The sequence below is a fragment of the Cytophagales bacterium genome, assembly GCA_033344775.1.
Classification (GTDB): domain Bacteria; phylum Bacteroidota; class Bacteroidia; order Cytophagales; family Cyclobacteriaceae; genus JAWPMT01.
In genome coordinates this window covers 1226239-1243184 of the sequence record JAWPMT010000005.1, presented here as the reverse complement: position 1 = coordinate 1243184, position 16946 = coordinate 1226239, and the positions used below count along the sequence as shown (strand labels likewise).

At 44.2% G+C, this 16946-nt stretch carries 13 protein-coding genes; 8 read left to right on the top strand and 5 right to left on the bottom strand.

The window, feature by feature from the left end:
- Positions 1-11: 11 nt before the first annotated feature.
- Positions 12-1394, bottom strand: a complete 1383-nt coding sequence (locus tag R8G66_22720) for a vitamin K epoxide reductase family protein (GenBank protein ID MDW3195206.1) — start codon at positions 1392-1394, stop codon at positions 12-14.
- Between the two features lie 456 nt (positions 1395-1850).
- Entirely contained in the window at positions 1851-2069 is a 219-nt protein-coding gene (locus tag R8G66_22715) for a hypothetical protein (protein MDW3195205.1), read from the bottom strand.
- 327 nt (positions 2070-2396) lie between these two features.
- On the opposite strand from R8G66_22715, the gene R8G66_22710 reads away from it, so the two are divergent.
- The 3 genes from R8G66_22710 (at position 2397) to R8G66_22700 (ending at position 6713) form a co-directional block, all read left to right on the top strand.
- The gene (locus tag R8G66_22710; GenBank protein MDW3195204.1) at positions 2397-3431 is read left to right on the top strand and encodes a histidine kinase; all 1035 of its coding nucleotides are present in this window, start codon (positions 2397-2399) and stop codon (positions 3429-3431) included.
- Positions 3428-4195: a LytTR family DNA-binding domain-containing protein gene (locus R8G66_22705; protein ID MDW3195203.1), complete on the top strand. Its 768-nt coding sequence runs from the start codon at positions 3428-3430 to the stop codon at positions 4193-4195. Before R8G66_22710 ends, R8G66_22705 begins: the two co-directional genes overlap by 4 nt.
- A 97-nt stretch (positions 4196-4292) precedes the next feature.
- A complete protein-coding gene (locus tag R8G66_22700) occupies positions 4293-6713 on the top strand; it encodes an FtsX-like permease family protein (protein MDW3195202.1) in 2421 nt (806 codons plus the stop codon).
- A 70-nt stretch (positions 6714-6783) separates the two neighbouring features.
- On the opposite strand, the gene R8G66_22695 is transcribed toward R8G66_22700, so the two are convergent.
- Together R8G66_22695 and R8G66_22690 are read right to left on the bottom strand one after the other, a co-directional pair.
- The gene (locus R8G66_22695; GenBank protein MDW3195201.1) at positions 6784-10611 is read right to left on the bottom strand and encodes a two-component regulator propeller domain-containing protein; all 3828 of its coding nucleotides are present in this window, start codon (positions 10609-10611) and stop codon (positions 6784-6786) included.
- Positions 10612-10816: 205 nt separating this feature from the next.
- Entirely contained in the window at positions 10817-11344 is a 528-nt protein-coding gene (locus R8G66_22690; GenBank protein MDW3195200.1) for an HAD-IIIA family hydrolase, read from the bottom strand.
- Positions 11345-11395: 51 nt separating this feature from the next.
- On the opposite strand from R8G66_22690, the gene R8G66_22685 reads away from it, so the two are divergent.
- Positions 11396-12175 (top strand): polyprenol monophosphomannose synthase, encoded by a 780-nt coding sequence (locus tag R8G66_22685; protein MDW3195199.1) that lies wholly within the window; start codon positions 11396-11398, stop codon positions 12173-12175.
- On the opposite strand, the gene R8G66_22680 is transcribed toward R8G66_22685, so the two are convergent.
- The gene (locus R8G66_22680) at positions 12132-13349 is read right to left on the bottom strand and encodes an FtsX-like permease family protein (protein ID MDW3195198.1); all 1218 of its coding nucleotides are present in this window, start codon (positions 13347-13349) and stop codon (positions 12132-12134) included. The two genes, R8G66_22685 and R8G66_22680, sit on opposite strands and share 44 nt — an antisense overlap.
- Before the next feature lie 38 nt (positions 13350-13387).
- Here R8G66_22680 and R8G66_22675 point away from each other — a divergent pair, with 38 nt between their 5' ends.
- From R8G66_22675 to R8G66_22660, 4 genes are all read left to right on the top strand, one after another.
- Entirely contained in the window at positions 13388-14560 is a 1173-nt protein-coding gene (locus R8G66_22675; protein ID MDW3195197.1) for a DUF1343 domain-containing protein, read from the top strand.
- A 97-nt stretch (positions 14561-14657) separates the two neighbouring features.
- Positions 14658-15569 (top strand): methionyl-tRNA formyltransferase, encoded by a 912-nt coding sequence (gene fmt, locus R8G66_22670; protein MDW3195196.1) that lies wholly within the window; start codon positions 14658-14660, stop codon positions 15567-15569.
- Positions 15570-15596: 27 nt separating this feature from the next.
- Positions 15597-16097, top strand: a complete 501-nt coding sequence (locus tag R8G66_22665; protein ID MDW3195195.1) for a dihydrofolate reductase — start codon at positions 15597-15599, stop codon at positions 16095-16097.
- Positions 16098-16105: 8 nt separating this feature from the next.
- Positions 16106-16906, top strand: coding sequence for an SDR family oxidoreductase (locus R8G66_22660; protein MDW3195194.1), 801 nt, complete (start codon positions 16106-16108; stop codon positions 16904-16906).
- The last annotated feature ends 40 nt before the right edge of the window (positions 16907-16946 follow it).

The following is a 16946-nucleotide window of genomic DNA, read 5'->3' as shown; positions in this document are numbered from 1 at the left end:
TGCTAATTTCATTAGGTCAAAGGATGTCGAAGCTGTGGCAATAGATGGAAAATGTCTCGGGTTTCATAAAATTCAGGTAGCATGGCTCCATTCAAATAGACGGCAGGTACGTGACCTACGGCATCGGAACTGATCAATGGTAGTTGCTCACTCTTTTCATCCGTGTCTTGCAAATGCTCACTATACTTTTTGATCCATCTATTGCGGGGTTGATCCACGTCTTCGTACCAATCTTTTAATCCCGACAAGAACAGTTCGTGATCCTTTAAGTACAGTTGGTGAAAGCATTGAACCAGTTCGACTGTATCTGGCTCATCCTCGTAAGTATGAAAAAGGATATTCAGGCTTACTTCGTCGGATTGCTCCATTAGTTCATGGATATGATGATGGGCTGCTGCGCAATTGGGGCAAACAGGATTTGTAATGAGTAAGATTGATATACGAGCATCTTCCTCCCCCAATGTCAAAGCCAGGTTCATTGGAAATGGTAGCGATGCGGACTCTGAAAAATGGCAGCTGACAGTCTGAGGATGAAATTTGGCAGTTTTCAGGTCTTGAGCAGCCATTTTACCATCGGATTGATGATCCAGGTATTGGCGGTAGAGCTGCCAGCCCACCCAGCCGAGTAGCATGGCCAATACCAGGTAGGTGAATCCCGTAATATCTGGCCAAAACCATCCATCGTGCCACGATAGACCTAGTATGATGCCACCGACCAAAAGGGCGTGAATGGCTAAACATAATTTACACCACAACTCAGATAAGACCTGCTGTATAATCAGCGCCAATACCACACCAGGTAAAGTAAGCAGATAAGTAAAACCCAAAACGGAAGGATCAGGCAGTGGGGATATAAAGAAATATAGCATTGCACCGGAAAAGAAGGTCATGCCAATAGATGCCCACGATACGCCAGGAAGGAGATAAGCCAAAGAAGACCTTAAGATCATGTCGCATCCATCTGCCTTTTTTACATAGCAAAATCGACTCAGTGCGTCGCTGGTATGCCCGCGTGACTTCAGTACAATCAAATGAGAGATCCATAATCCGGTACCAGATAGCAAAAGGTAAGCCAGAGCAATCGGAAGTTGTTCCAATTGCTGGGCCTGAACCAGCTTCCAAAGGACCGTGACGATGAGGGTGACAATTAATGTCACGCTTACAGCGGTGTTAAGTCGCTTTTGTGACAGATATGGGGCAAGTGATTCCGGAAGTCGGTTTTGGGTAGTATCGTAAATCAGCAGTGTGCTTTCCTGCCAGATGTTTTGAAACGCCTGCAGTCCCAGGGTTTTATTCCACTGATGAAGCTGCACCTGACCTTGTTGGATTGATTCGATGATTACATATTCCTCATGGCCGGCTCTGGTGATCTTTGTCACGCAGGGAAATCTCATTTCCGACAAATGACTGCCATCGATATTCAGTAATAAGTTTTCGATATGGCTGTCATTTAACAGTGTGGCCAATGACTGCAAACTAGGAAAGTACGGACTCTTTTTAAGCTCCTGTTCAATGAACCCCGGAGGCAGCTGGTGTTTAGCTTGCTGGAAAATGTTAGAGGAGACTTGTATAAGTGAGGTGAGGGCTAGATCCTTTGATGGCATACAACAAATAAAAAATGGATCAGGTGAAAAACCTACTAGCTTGAGATTTACTCAAAGTACTGTTCAAAGTGGGATACATTAATGTTTTGAGCGCTCGCTTTTAGGGACTTCTCAATCGTCACCAATAATTGATGTGCTTCGTGAAAGATAGTTTTAGGTTGAATGCTTTTGCTTTAGCAATAAGGCCGTCACAATAGCAATAGCTACTATCACGGCCTTATTTTTGACTTTAAGTAATGGTATTACTTAAGACGCCTCGTCTTCTACAGGCACTTCTTTGTGATCAATGTCCTGATACTTGCCACCAACGTTGGTCAAAGTATAGTCATCTCTATCGCAATCATGCTGTGAGTGTGAGCAGTAGAAGATACAAGTACCACCACTGATTTTTGCAAGTTCCTCAGCTTGTACGCTTTCGTTCTTTTGGAACTTTTCGAACTCTTTTAACAATTTACTTTTTTTCATGTTCAATTGACGATTTAAGTTAATTCTGAGTGAAATATACGAATACTCATGAAGAATAAAAATTTACAATAAAGAACTGAAAGAGTTGAATGTAATGAAATTGTCCTATAACAAAATATAACCTATTGTACTTACTGTAATGTTTTATTCTTTGTTACAGTGACGTATGAGCAGTTTTTCGCAATAAGGGTCGATGTAGTGATTGGTGTGCTGTTTTACTTGTTAAGGCAATAAAAAATTCTTTTAATAAAAATGAGCCTGAACAGACCGTGAAGTCCACTGGTCAGCTGATTTGTGGTAATATAGTGCGTACAAACCCAGACCGCATTGCAGATCAGTTCGTACATCAAAAACTTCTATGCCTGGAATTTTCTGGGACTCCTGAGCATGTGCATGTTGTTGCGACTTTACAATACAGAGGTGAGTTGGCTTCAATGGCCAATTGCTGCTTGTTTGTCCCTATTGGTTTTGAGTAGCCTGGCGTTTCATCTCAGAGATCGGATCTTGTTAGGGTTGAAGGTATTCATCGCTGCAGTGATATTTTCAGTTGCTCACTGGATCCTGACAGGGTGCTTTGAAGTGCTACTAACGCGATTTTTCCGTTTACCAGAATCTTATTCTTTAAAGGCCTTTCACCTATATCTGAGTGATCATTATTCGCTTGTCCTTGATGGCTTTATCTGGTTTTCGGTATATCTGATCCTTTTTGCCTGGATTCGGTCGCAATTGAAAGGGGAAAATCTTGCAGAAGCCAGGCAGGAGATGGAAAAAGAATTGGAGAAAGTAGACTTGAAAGCGCTGAATCAGGAGATGAGTCCGCACTTCTTGTTCAACGCCATGAATGGGATTTCCATGAAGATACGGATGGAAAAAAATAGTGAGGCAGTGAACATGATTGCGGCGTTGACGGATTTGCTAAGACTTAACCTGAGTAAAAAAGAAGACCTGCAAATCACGATTGAGGAAGAACTTGAACTGCTCAATAAGTACCTACTCATTGAAAAAAGCCGATTTGGTGAACACTTCAACCTGAGCATGGATTTTCCCGAAGAATTGATGCGGGTAAAGGTTCCCAGATTGATCCTGCAGCCTTTGGTTGAGAATGCATTTAAACACGGCATGCATCACCAGTTTGAGGAAATGGAGTTGCGCATTGAAGGTAAAACAAACGACCATTATTTGGTCTTGTCTGTATATAATTCACAGCTGGATCATTCCAATATAAATTATGTTAATAGCAATGTGGGATTACCTAATATTGTTCATCGCCTCCGGAGGTTTTACGGAACAGATTTTCAATTCCAAAGTCTGAATGGACAATCCGGAGTGGTTTTTAAGATCAGTATACCGCTGAAATCATGAAGATAAAGTGCTTGTTGGTGGATGATGAATACGCAGCTCTTGAAGGGTTGAATTTCATGTGTGCGAAGTATGATCAACTGGAGGTAGTCGGGACTTGTCGCAATGGGATAGCAGCCATTGACAGCATCCGCCAACTACAGCCAGAGTTGGTACTGCTCGACATTCAAATGCCCAAAGTAAATGGCATTGAAGTGCTGACCAGTCTAGAAAAGCCACTCCCTAATGTTATTTTTATCACGGCGCACGATGAGTTTGCAATTAAGGCTTTTGAACTCAATGCCATTGATTATTTACTCAAGCCATTCACCGATGAGCGATTCGATCAGGCCATCCAAAAAGCGGTAGAAAAAGTGAGGGCGAAAAATGCAGTGGATTTCAGCTCGCTGATCAAAACCCACGACCGTCCGACAGACCATACACCTGACATTCGTCATCAGGATGAACAGCGAATGGTCATCAAAATAGATGGGAAAGTGCATTTTATTCCCAAGTCAGAGATCATTTGCTTTGAGGCCTACGATTATTATGTTAAAATCCATACACACGAACGATTCTATTTAGTTCGTGAAACCATGAAGCATCTGGAGGATCAATTGATAGAGGATCAGTTCATGCGTACGCACAAATCCTATATTGTCAATAAGCACTTTGTTCAGGCACTCACCAAACGCTCGGCTGGTAATTACGCATTAGAACTGGCCCAAGATCATCAGGCCAAAATCAGTCGATCTAAACTGAATGAAGTTCGGGACTGGGTGGAATAGTGCAATTCACTGCAGGGTTGATGCCATTGGCTGCATAAGCTCAACGAGCTTAAAGTGATGCCCGTAATTTGGTTCTGTACTATCTTGATCAAAACGCATGCTTAGGAATCATCTCATTTTTGCCATCCGACTTTTTAAAAAGGATAAGGTTTATTCTATCCTCAACATGTTAGGTCTTACGCTGGGTATAGCTGTAGGGATCATCCTGATGTTGTACCTGCAACATGAGTTCAGTTACGACAAACATTTCGCCAAATATGACCGCATCTATCGCTACACCAATCACATGATGGCACAAGGCGCGGATTTCAATATCGCACAAACCTCCAGACAATTAGCACCCATTTTTAAGGCGGACCTCCCTGAAGTTGAATCGTATGCCAGGTTTCTGAGAACCAATCAGGTTTTGATTTCCTACGACCCACAGGGCGTGAACAAGCAGTTTTACGAAGAAGATGTTTTTCTCACGGATAGTACGGTTTTTCAATTGTTTGATCACGAGTTTTTGGAAGGTAACCCAGCCAGTGCACTGGTCGGACCTGGCAAAGCAGTTTTGACCCAAAAAGTAAAGGAGAAATTCTTTGGGGATGAGCCAGCGTTGGGTAAGCTCATTGAGGTAGATCGGTTCGGTACCAGGGAAGTCACAGCGGTTATTTCGGACTTACCTTCCAATACCCACTTAAAATATGAAGTATTACTGTCGCAGTTACCAGGCGTAGGCTGGGGGCAGGATGGTAATCCTGAACGAGCGTCAGAAGTCTACTGGAATCCCAGTGCCTATACCTATTTACTGATGCCTGAAGACTACAACGTACAGCAATTCTATGACAACTTTCCGGCCATATATGACAAAACTTTTCGCATCTTCGGTGAGCGAATTGACGGTCGGGTAGAACCCATGTTGCAGCGCCTGGACCGTATTCATTTTCATGCTGAATTGAACAGAGATCTTCCTACCGGTAATCTCGGATATGTTTACACCTTTGCGGCGATCGGGTTATTCATCATTATGCTGGCCTGTATCAATTACATGAACCTCGCTACCGCACGATCGGCAACGCGAACTGGCGAGATGGGCATTCGCAAAGTGCTTGGAAATTCCCGAAGAAAACTGTTCTTTAGTGTCATCCTGGAAGCACTGGTGATGAGTGCATTGGGTATGGTCATAGCCAATTTGCTCACTTATTTTCTGTTGGAATTCACAACCTTTCAGTCGATCATAGGGGTGGACTTGCACATCAACTATCTTGAGAATCCGGTATTGGTTTTAGGAAATCTCCTGATCATGTTGGTGATTGGATTACTATCAGGTATTTATCCGGCCTTATACATTCCCTCTGTTCCCGTGGTTGCCGCATTGAAGGGCACGTTCACTGGAGACAAATCAAGTACACTGTTGAGAAAGGTCCTGATTGTGTTTCAGTTTGTGATTTCCTTGTTTGTGATCATCTGCACCTTATTGATGGATGCACAAGTCAAGTACATGCAAAACAAAGACCTGGGATTCAATACCGAACGAACGATGTTGATCCAGGTACAAGATTCACTAACAGAAACTCGAATGGAGACGATTTCGCGTGAGTTAATGAAAGATCCCAACATCCTCGGAACTTCTAATTCTTATGGGGTGCCTGGGGGAGTCGTTTACAGTCAAGTCATGATGATCGAAAAAGATTCCGGGATGTTTCAGCAAAATTCGAGGAGCCTTTATGTTGGTAAAAATTACCTTGACCTGATGGACATTGAGATCATTGAGGGTCGTGCTTTTCTGGAAGATTCTGAAAATGAATATTTCAATTCTTACCTGGTCAATGAAGCGGCTGTGAAAGCCTATGGTTGGGAAGATCGGGTGATTGGCCGCAAAATCAAATTCTTCCATGGAGACCGTGAGTTCAAAGTCGTGGGGGTGTTTAAAGACTTCAATTATGAATCCTTGCATAATTCCATTACGCCTTTGTTTATGGTCCTGGATAGGGGAAGAGGGGGTACATTTTACGTGAAGATCCAAAGTGATCAGATGCAAGAAACCTTACAATATGTGCAGGAAGTATGGACCCGTTTCGCTCCGGAGCGGCCTTACAGCTACCGATTTCTTGATGATCTTTATCACGAGCAATATGAAGCGGATCAGACGCAACAACGTTTGATTTCACTGCTGTCTTTTTTATCTGTCATCATCTCGTTATTGGGATTGATTGGGCTGTCTGCCTTTACCGCGAGCCAAAAAGCCAAGGAGATCAGTATCCGCAAGGTCCTGGGAGCCAAAGTAGCGACCATCCTGTGGTTGTTTTCCAAAGATTACATCGTCCTTATTGGGATTGCTTTTATCGTGGCTGTTCCCTTAGCTGATTATGCGATCGTGGAGTGGATGTCGGACTTTGCTTATCGCCTGCCGATCAACTACGCGTATTACCTTATTCCCGGATTTATGGTGCTCTTGTTAGGGCTTTTTACGGTATCCTTTCAGTCGCTACGTTCTGCAAAAGCAGACCCGGTGGAAGGTTTGCGGAAAGAGTGATTTTGATTGAAGTGATCGATTTAAGTTTAACACCATTGGCTAAACTGCCGATATTTAGAAGAAGCTCTGATCATTCAGAAATCTCCTCGGATGAAGAGGAAGTATCAACAGGAAGTGTGAACTGCCCCATTTGTTGAGATAGTTCTTCGGTGATTTCCGCAATGGTACGGCTCTTTTGAGAGAAATTGGTCATGCCACTGGACAGTTCGTGAGCTGAAGAGGCGGTTTGCTCGGTACCAGCGGCAGTTTCTTCGGCGATGATCACCACATTACCAATGGATTCGAATACGTCGCCTACTCGATCGGTTTGCTTTCGCGTCGATTGTACGATCTCCTGAGATTTGTCCAGTGAATCGGTGTAATACTGGGTGATGCTCTCAAATGTCACCATGGACTCTGAAGCCGCTTCTTCACAAAGCTTGATGTTCTTGCCCATCACGTCGATAAGCTGGGCCGTTGCTGAAGTGCCTTCCTGGACTTCAGAGATCAGAGATTCGATTTCAATCACCGATTGCTTGGAGCCCACAGCGAGTTTTCGGATCTCAGCTGCTACCACGCTAAATCCTCTGCCGGCTTCACCGGCCTGTGCCGCCTCTATCGCTGCATTTAATGCCAGTAGGTTCGTTTGTGAAGCAATTTCTTTGATGATGTTCAGAACACGTGAGATGTCCTGAGCTTTTTTCGTGAGGTCAATGATGGATACATTGGTCTCCTCCGAATGATCGAGAATGTTCTTCATGCCTACATTCACTTGTTGAATAAGGTCATGACCAGTCTTACTTTTTGCTACGCCTTTTTCGGCGCTATCATTGATCGATTCGGCTTGTCTACCGACGCTTTTTGAGGTGTTAAGGATTTTCTCAATCAATTCCGAAGACTCGTCAATTCTTGTGAGCTGATCCCTGGCTCCCTGGCTGATCTGTCCAACTGCCGTAGCGATTTCACCGGTACTGATGCTCATTTCGTCGCTGGAGGTTAGCATTTCTTTGGTCGAGGAATAAATCTCAGAGGTTCTGGTCGATACATTGAACAGAAGATTGCTCAGATTATCCAGTGCAAAGTTGAGGTTCGTTGCCAGATCCAGGATTTCCCCTTTGGCTTCGTTCGTATATCGTTTGGTCAGGTCACCTTTGGATACATGATCGATGATGTCATTGATCGCATGGAAAGGTTGTACGATGGTATCAAACAAAGTATTGATGGATATCCCCAATTCTTTCCAAGATCCACTTTTGTCACTAATGTCAATCCTGGCCTGAAAATTTCCAGAATTCACTGCTTGATTGACGACATAATTGGTTTCCTTAATGGCCGTTTGCAAGCGCTCACTTTCCGCTTTCAATTGCTCATTTTGCTCGAGCACTTGTTGAGTTGCTTCCTCGACCTTGGTTTCAAGTAATTCTTTATCCTTTTTAAGTTGATTGAGTCTTCTTCGGTAGAGCCAAACCCCCAAACTGGTAAGCAGTAAAATACTGAGTATCCTAAACCACCAGGTGCCCCAAATAGGAGGGAGAATGTTAATTTCCAATGTACGAGGCATTTCATTCCAAACCCCGTCGTTATTGGAAGCCATGACCATGAATGTGTAGGAGCCTGGTTCTACACTGGTGTAGGAGACTTTTCTTTCCGTGCCAGCATCTATCCAGTCATCATCCAACCCTTCCAGGATGTATTGGTATTGATTTTTCTCACTGTGTTTGTAATTCAGACCCACGAAATCTATGGAAAAGAAATTCTGGTCATAGTTCAGGGTGATTGCTTCCGTCAACAGGATATTTTGTTGCAGTATCTCATCATTTCCAATGGCTATTGATTCGTTAAATAGTTTGAAGTCCATCAGATGGACCCTCGGCTTGGCCGTGTTTTTCTTGATGTTCTCCGGAAAGAATCGGTTGAATCCATTATTGCCGCCAAACAACATTTCACCAGTCGACAACTGGAGGTGATTCCTGGGCATGAACTGATTGCTTTGGAGTCCGTCACTTTTGTCGTAGTTGTTAAAGGTTTTCTCTTTGATATTAAATCGGCTCAGACCATTGTTGGTGCTCAGCCAAATTACGTCCGGGCTTTCTTCAAGGATTCCAACGACGCCATTGTTCGGTAAACCATTCATCTGAGTGAAGTAATTGAATTTACCGGTTTCCTTGTCCAGTTGGACCAGTCCTGTCGCTCCGGTTCCGATCCAAACCCGGTCCTGAGAATCTACGAGTAAACCATAGATGTAGTGACGGATCAGTTTACCTGTAGCATCCTTGTCCTCGTACAAACGGACTTTGTTTTGGCGTTCATTGAACATGAGCAGGCCATCAACTTCACTGCCAATCCACAGTGTACCTTCACTGTCTTCCTGCATCCGGTTAATGGTCCCGATATTTTCACTGTGCTCATCATCCCATTCGTTAAAAAAAGGGCTGAAATCGTCCGTTTCGCGGTTGTATTTATTGAGGCCGGTACTCCACGTACCCACCCATATTTGATTTTTACTGTCCTTGAATAGATGGAAGATATTGTCGGATGAAATACTGCTCCTGTCGTTTGGATTATGTCGGTATTTTTTGATCCTTCCCGTACGAAGGTCGATGCGGTTGACACCACCATCCCACATACCAGTCCATAAAATATCATTTCCATCATACAGTAGCGCTAATACCTTGTTGGTGGATATGGTATTGTTATTAAGCGGGTCGTTTTGTAAAGATCGAAATGAATTGGTTTTAGCATCATAGAGATTGATCCCGCCCCCGTCAGTGGCTACGGCCCACGATCCGTCAGGACTTTCGGCAAATCCTGCTGTGTAATTACTCGAAAGACTACTAAGGTCACCAGGGACGTTTTTGTACCAAGCAAATTTTTCCTTTTCCAGTGAGGCCATTGATAGTCCCCCTAATCTTGTAGCAACGAACAGATTGCGATTTTCGTCGACTACCAGGTTATTCATGATGTCGCTGCCAAGGCTATACTCATTATTAGGGTCATTTTCGAAAACCTGAAAACGATCTTTCTGATAAAGATTAAGCCCCTTGTCGGTGGCAATCCAAACTTCTCCAGGAGCTGTTTCCTGTATAGCTTTTACGTAATTATTGGATAAACTATAAGGGTCATTCATGCGGTGTTCGAAGCGACGTTCACTCCAGTCCTTAAGGTCTACAATTTGAAGCCCTTTATCCAGATAGCCAACCCAGAGATTGTTATTTTGATCAGTGTATATGCTTCTCACATCGTCTCCTAAGATAGGGAACGGGTTCTTTGTGTTGGTGGCAGGTTGATAGTTTTTGAAAGAAGCCCCCCAATCCTCTGTAACTGATAAGCCCTTATCAGTGGCTATCCAGATCCTGCCTTGTTGATCTTCCGTCATTTGAATGATCACTCCTCCATTGAACGATCCGGGCCTATTTACATCGTCGTTTAATCTTAGAAAGTCATCCGTTTCTTCCTGATACACACATATCCCACCTTCGGTTCCAATCCATAATTGACCTTTACTGTCTACCATCAAGGCGTTGACAACTGGATAGGGTAAAGTTCTTGGATTTTGCGTATCATGTTTATATCGTTCAAATTGCTTGGTCCTGGGGTCAAATTTGTTAAGGCCATTGATGGCGCCCAGCCAGACATAGCCATTATTATCTTCGACCATTGCCCTTGCCCAGTTGTCTGAAATAGTCGTGGAGTCAGAAGGGTCTTTGCGGTAGGTTTGGAAAGAATAGCCATCGAAAACATTCACACCATCTTCGGTACCCAACCATACAAAGCCGTACTGGTCGACCATGATGGTCTTTACATTGTTGTGGGACAGCCCTTCATCTACGGTAAATCGCTCAAACTTTAGATCCAATGATTGTGTAAAACTGGCAAAGGAAAGGGCCAAAAAACAGCACGAGATCAGTATTCGAAACATTGCTTATTTCTCTAAGGGATTTAATTCGCTGGTTCTTTGGTCGTTAATGAACCTGATGAAAAATAACCATTCACTGTCCATTTATTAAAGGTGGTATACATTAGCATAGTATCCAATTCAATTAGGATGAATGAGTATATTCAGATTCTTAGTGTAGAAATCTTTATTTGAGTTGACATGACAAGCATACAATCGTTTGTTGTGGCTATTTGTTCTGAATAATAGCGTTGAGTTCTGATAACTCTTTGATCCTAAAATCCATAGAGATAACGCTTTGATTACCCAGAAGTACAGTCTTCATTCCTAGTTTCTTCGCAGGTATCAGGTCCCTTTCTTTATCTCCAATCATCCAACTTTGGCCGGGATCAATCTTGAATTTCGCAATGGCTTTCTCAAATAATAAACTGTCGGGTTTTCTGCTTAAAGATTCCGAATAGTCAGGATGACCCGGAGCATGATAAAAACTATTTACTAATTGTCCGGAAATGTTTTGGAAATGGTCATGCAATTCATCCACTTCCTGGTCTGTGTAAATACCTTTGGCGATGCCCGCCTGATTAGTGATCACGATTAGTAGGAATCCTCGCTTTTTCAATGCTTGCATCACTTCGATAATGCCCGGCATTAATTGGAAATCCTCCAGGCAGTAAGTGTAATCGTTCCGATCAACATTAATTACACCATCTCTATCAAAAAAAACTGCACGATTTTTGAGATTTTTCGTTAAAGACATAAACAAGTCTAGATAAAAGAAATTAATTTGTAAGATTCAGAACCCAAAGCTGTGAGCGAAAGTCTTGTCATCATACCCACCTACAAAGAACGTGAGAACGTTGAAGACGTCATTCGTACAGTTTTTGGCTTGGCAACCGCCTTTGATGTATTGATTATCGATGATGGTTCCCCGGACGGTACGGCCGAGATCGTCAAAAAATTACAGGAAGAATTTAAGGGACTTCACCTGATCGAAAGAGAAGGTAAAATGGGGCTTGGAACCGCATATATTGTCGGATTTAAATATGCCCTGGAGAATGGCTTTGAGTACATTTTCGAGATGGATGCGGATTTTTCTCACGATCCGAAAGACCTGGTCAAGTTGCTTGATGCATGTAAACACCAGGGACATGACATGGCCATTGGTTCCCGGTATATTGGAGGGGTGAATGTCGTGAATTGGCCGATGGGGCGAGTCCTCATGTCCTATTTTGCTAGTATCTATGTCCGCCTGATCACGGGACTCCCGATCAATGATTCCACAGCCGGATTCAAATGCTACCGCCGACATGTGATCGAAACTTTAAAGCCACACGAAAACATCAAATTCATTGGATATGCATTTCAGATTGAAATGAAATTCAACGCGTGGAAGCATGGATTTAAGATCAAGGAAGTCCCGATCATTTTCACAGATAGAACCAAAGGTGAATCAAAGATGTCTTCGGGTATTTTCAGAGAGGCCGTGATCGGTGTACTGGAGATGAAAATCCGAAGCTTATTTAAAAAATATCAGCCGGTCCATGTTAGTCAAACCGGATCGATTTTATCGGCTGAATCCTCGAAATAACAGAAAGTGGGATAAACAAGCTTCCACTAATCAGTATAATCACCAGCAAGTTGACCCCAATTACCGGAACCCAATTGAAAGAAATGGGTACATGGTCCATGTAGTAGCTTGCCGCATCCAGTGGAATGATTTGACCATAATATTGTGCTAATCCGATACCAAAGCCAAGGAGGTTTCCCCATCCCAGCCCTTTGATGATCAGCCTTATGCCATTGGCCAGAAAGATATCGCGAAGCAGCTTGCTGGAAGCACCCATGGCTTTCAGGACCCCTACCATTTGGGTACGTTCCATGATCAGGATCAATAAGATAGAGACCATACTAAAACCCGCGACGAATAAGATAAGTACCAGGAAGATTACCACATTTCGATTGAGGAGTGACAGCCAGTCGAAGATCTGAAGGTATTTGTCGCTGACTTTTTCCACATAAAGGTCATGATCTATGGCGTCAAAAATGTCTTCTCTGTACTGGTCGATATTGGAAATATCATCGATGAATATTTCAATTCCACCGACCTCCTGTGCATTCCAGTTGTTGATGCGTCGCACCATGCCCATGTCGCCATAAATGATGTTTTCATCAAATTCCTCAAGCCCTGTTTCATAAATGCCTACAATCTGTAGTTTTCGATACCTCGGCGGGTTTTGAATAAAGTAGATGAGTACATCTTCGCCCACATTCAGCCGCAAATACCGGGCAATTTTTTTACTTAAGACCACTTCGGTCGTATACCCTTTTTCTTTCAGCATGGGGAGTCGACCCTCTATCAGATGTCTTTTGAAAGCCACTGTATCCTGACGTTTGCTGAATCCTTTGACCACTACGCCCTGCACTTCTTCAGGAGTCTTGAGTAAGCCTGCGCGAAAGGCATTTGGTTGCCAATGAACAATGCCTGGCATGTTGTCCAGTTGGTAGGCCAGGGAATCCGTCAGGTCTAATACCCGGTCTTCGTACGCATTGGTCAGGGTGTATTTACTGATGATCAGGTGGCCACTGAAGCTGTAGATCTTGTCTTTTATCTTATCCTGAAAACCCAGCAAGATCATGAAGGAAAGCAATATTGAACCCACCCCAACAGCAATAGAGATGACCGCCACCCGACTGATGATGGAGGAAAAGGATCCTTTTGCTTGTTGAGAGATCCGCGCCGAAATGAAATACGGAAGGTTCAAACGCTTAACTTTGGTGCAAGTATACGAGCAAAATACAGATGGTCCGAAATTATTTGATCGCATTGATTTTTACCCTCAACCTGAGCTGTGGACAGGAACGGGCGCCAAAGGAGTCCGTGACAGTTGCTCCGATGCTCACAGGGGCGGAACAATTGGAAGCTTACCTGCCGAAATTGGAGGGCAAGCGCGTAGGGCTTTGTATCAATCATTCGGCGATTGTTGGTGACGGACACTTATTGGATACTTTGATGGCGTTAGGTATCGAGGTAAAGAAGGTTTTCACTCCTGAACATGGGTTCACGGGTGTGGCGGATGCTGGTGAAAAAGTGGATTATGATGAAAATGAACAAGCTTTTGAACTCATTTCATTGTACGGATCGAACAGAAAGCCAACGGATGAACAAATGGCAGATCTGGATGTGGTCGTGTATGACATTCAGGACGTGGGCGCGCGGTTTTACACTTACATCAGTACGATGACCTACCTGATGGATGCCTGTGCTAAAAATGATATTTCATTTCTGGTGCTGGACCGACCCAATCCCAATGGGAGCTATGTTGACGGGCCTGTATTGGATACGGCTTATCGGTCTTTCGTTGGATTGCATCCTGTACCGATTGTCCACGGGCTGACTTCCGGAGAGTTTGCGAAGATGATCAATGGAGAAGGTTGGTTGTCCAGTGGGTTGTCCTGTGAATTGGACGTAGTTACTTGTAAGAACTGGGACCATTCCATGCCTTACAGCTTACCGTTGAAGCCATCTCCGAATTTACCTGATGATCAAAGCATAGCCTTGTATCCCAGCCTGTGTTTATTTGAGCAAACCATGTTTTCCGTAGGTAGAGGAACAGAGCGTGCGTTTCAGCAAATCGGGCATCCTGATTATCCAGATACATCGTTTTATTTCATTCCGGAGAGTAGGGAGGGCGCCTCATCACCTTTGTTCGAAGGTCAGCAATGCTTTGGAGTGGATTATGCACAGGAACCAATCCAGTATGCATTTACCGTACAGCCTTTGATCGATCTGTATGCGGCCATGGAAAGCGAGGCTTTTTTTAAGCCTTATTTTCACCGGTTGGCCGGAACGAAAGCCTTACAAACGCAAATAGAAGCAGGCTTAAGTGAGTCAGAAATACGAGCAAGTTGGGAACCCGCATTGACAGACTTTAAAAACAAGCGCAAAAAATACCTGCTTTATTCCGAAGACTGATCAATTTTGTGCCGACATCCGCAAGCGCCTTTATTCCCTCTTGTAAAGAGGGTGAAGGGAGATTTTAGGAAAAGGGCTTGCGGGGTAATAACAATTTATGCGAATAGTATTCATGGGGACACCCGAATTTGCGGTGCCCAGTCTAAGGATTTTGGTAGAAAATGGGTTCAATGTAGTAGGTGTGATCACGGCACCGGACAGACCCAAAGGGAGAGGTAAAAAACTGGCCACTTCAGCGGTGAAAGATTATGCCCTGGATGCGGGATTGAATATCTTACAACCCACCAATCTAAAAAATCCTGAGTTTCAGCAAACGCTTAGAGACCTGAAAGCGGACTTACAGGTTGTCGTGGCCTTCAGGATGTTGCCGGAAGCAGTTTGGGACATGCCGCCTATCGGGACATTCAACCTGCATGGATCACTGCTGCCACAATATCGGGGAGCGGCCCCTATCAATTGGGCGATCATCAATGGCGAGAAGGAGACTGGCATTACCACGTTTTTCCTGAAGCATGAGATAGATACGGGTGAGATCATCTTTCAGAAAAAAGAACCCATCGCATACGAGGACAATGTCGGTACAGTTTACATTCGATTGATGCAGAAAGGAGCGGAATTGGTATTGAAGACGGCTCAGGCCATTGCCAATGGTGAGTATCCAAGCGTACCGCAAGTCGTGCCCGAAGACCTGAAACATGCACCTAAGATCTTCCGCGAGACTTGTGAAATTGATTGGTCTAAATCTGCAGAAGCCGTGCGGAATCATATCCGTGGCTTATCTCCTTACCCAGCAGCCTGGACCACCTTTCAAGGGAAGAATCTGAAAGTGTTTGCTTCGGAATTAGTTGATTCGAAACTGAAAACCAACATTGGTGACATCCAGTCTGATTGGAAAACCTACTTGCATGTTCGGACCGGAGATGGCGTGTTGTCATTGACGGACGTACAACTTGAAGGTAAAAAACGCATGGCTGTGGCAGATTTATTGCGTGGCCTGAATCCTTCTTGAGAGGAATAAAAGATAACTTCGCTGCTTATGAAAATCTCCATGATAGCGGCCATGAGCCGTAACCGTGTCATCGGGAAAGACAATGACATTCCCTGGCATTTGCCGGATGATTTCAAGTTTTTCAAGGATACGACAAAGCATCACCATGTGATCATGGGCCGAAAGAACTACGAGTCGTTGCCTCACAAGTTCAGACCGCTACCGGATCGTACCAACATCATCATCACTCGTCAGGATGCCTATCCGGTGGAAGGGGCGACAGTTGTTGCTTCACTCGAAGCAGCACTGGAGATTTCCAAAAAAGCAGGTGAAGAAGAAGCGTTTATCATTGGCGGAGGGGAGATCTATCGCCTGGGACTGGCTATTGCGGAAACGATCTACCTGACGGAGATAGACGGAGAAATTGACGGAGATGTGTTTTTTCCTGAATTTGATAAAGAAGTTTGGCGAGAAGTGGCACGCAGCCATCATCCTACGGACGATCGACATAAGTTTGCTTTTGATTATGTTACTTACGAAAAAATCTGACCTGATCTATGAAGTCATTTGAAGGGAAAACCGTTTGGGTAACCGGAGCGTCTTCCGGAATTGGAGAGGCAATGGCCTATCAATTGAGTAACGAAGGAGCAAACCTGATCATCTCTGCCCGTCGAATGGAAGAACTGGAACGCGTCCAGGCAAACTGTGCCAACCCAGAGAAGGTGCGTGTACTCAAACTAGACCTTGCTGATGCGTTTTCCTTGCCTCAAAAAGCCAAAGAGGCCGAGACGTTCTTCGATGATGGTATAGACCTGCTGATCAATAACGGAGGTGTCAGCCAGCGAGAACGAGCGATTGATACCAAAATAGAGGTAGATCGTCAGATCATGGAGATCAATTACTTTGGGACCATTGGACTGACCAAGGCTGTGCTCAAAGGAATGGTGGAGCGTAAGAAAGGTCACTTTGTGGTGATCACTTCGGCAGTCGGAATCATTAGTACGCCTTTGCGGTCTTCTTATGCAGCTGCCAAACATGCCTTGCACGGCTTTTTTGATTCGCTCAGGACCGAACATTACGATGACAATATCAGGGTAACCATTGCTTTGCCGGGCTTCATTCGGACCAATATCTCTATCAATGCTTTGGTAGGTGATGGTAGCAAACAAAATACGATGGACAAGGCGCAGGCCAATGGCATGACTGCTGAAGAATGTGCCCGTCAAATCCTATTAGCTGTCAGACGCAAGAAGGAAGAAGTCTACATCGGAGGTCTCAAAGAAAAGATGGGTATCTATGTCAAACGCTTCTTTCCATCGCTGTTCAGCATCATGGTGCGGAAGATGAGTGTCACCTGATCACCTTTTCATCGAGTTCAATACCCTTTCAGTCGAAAAT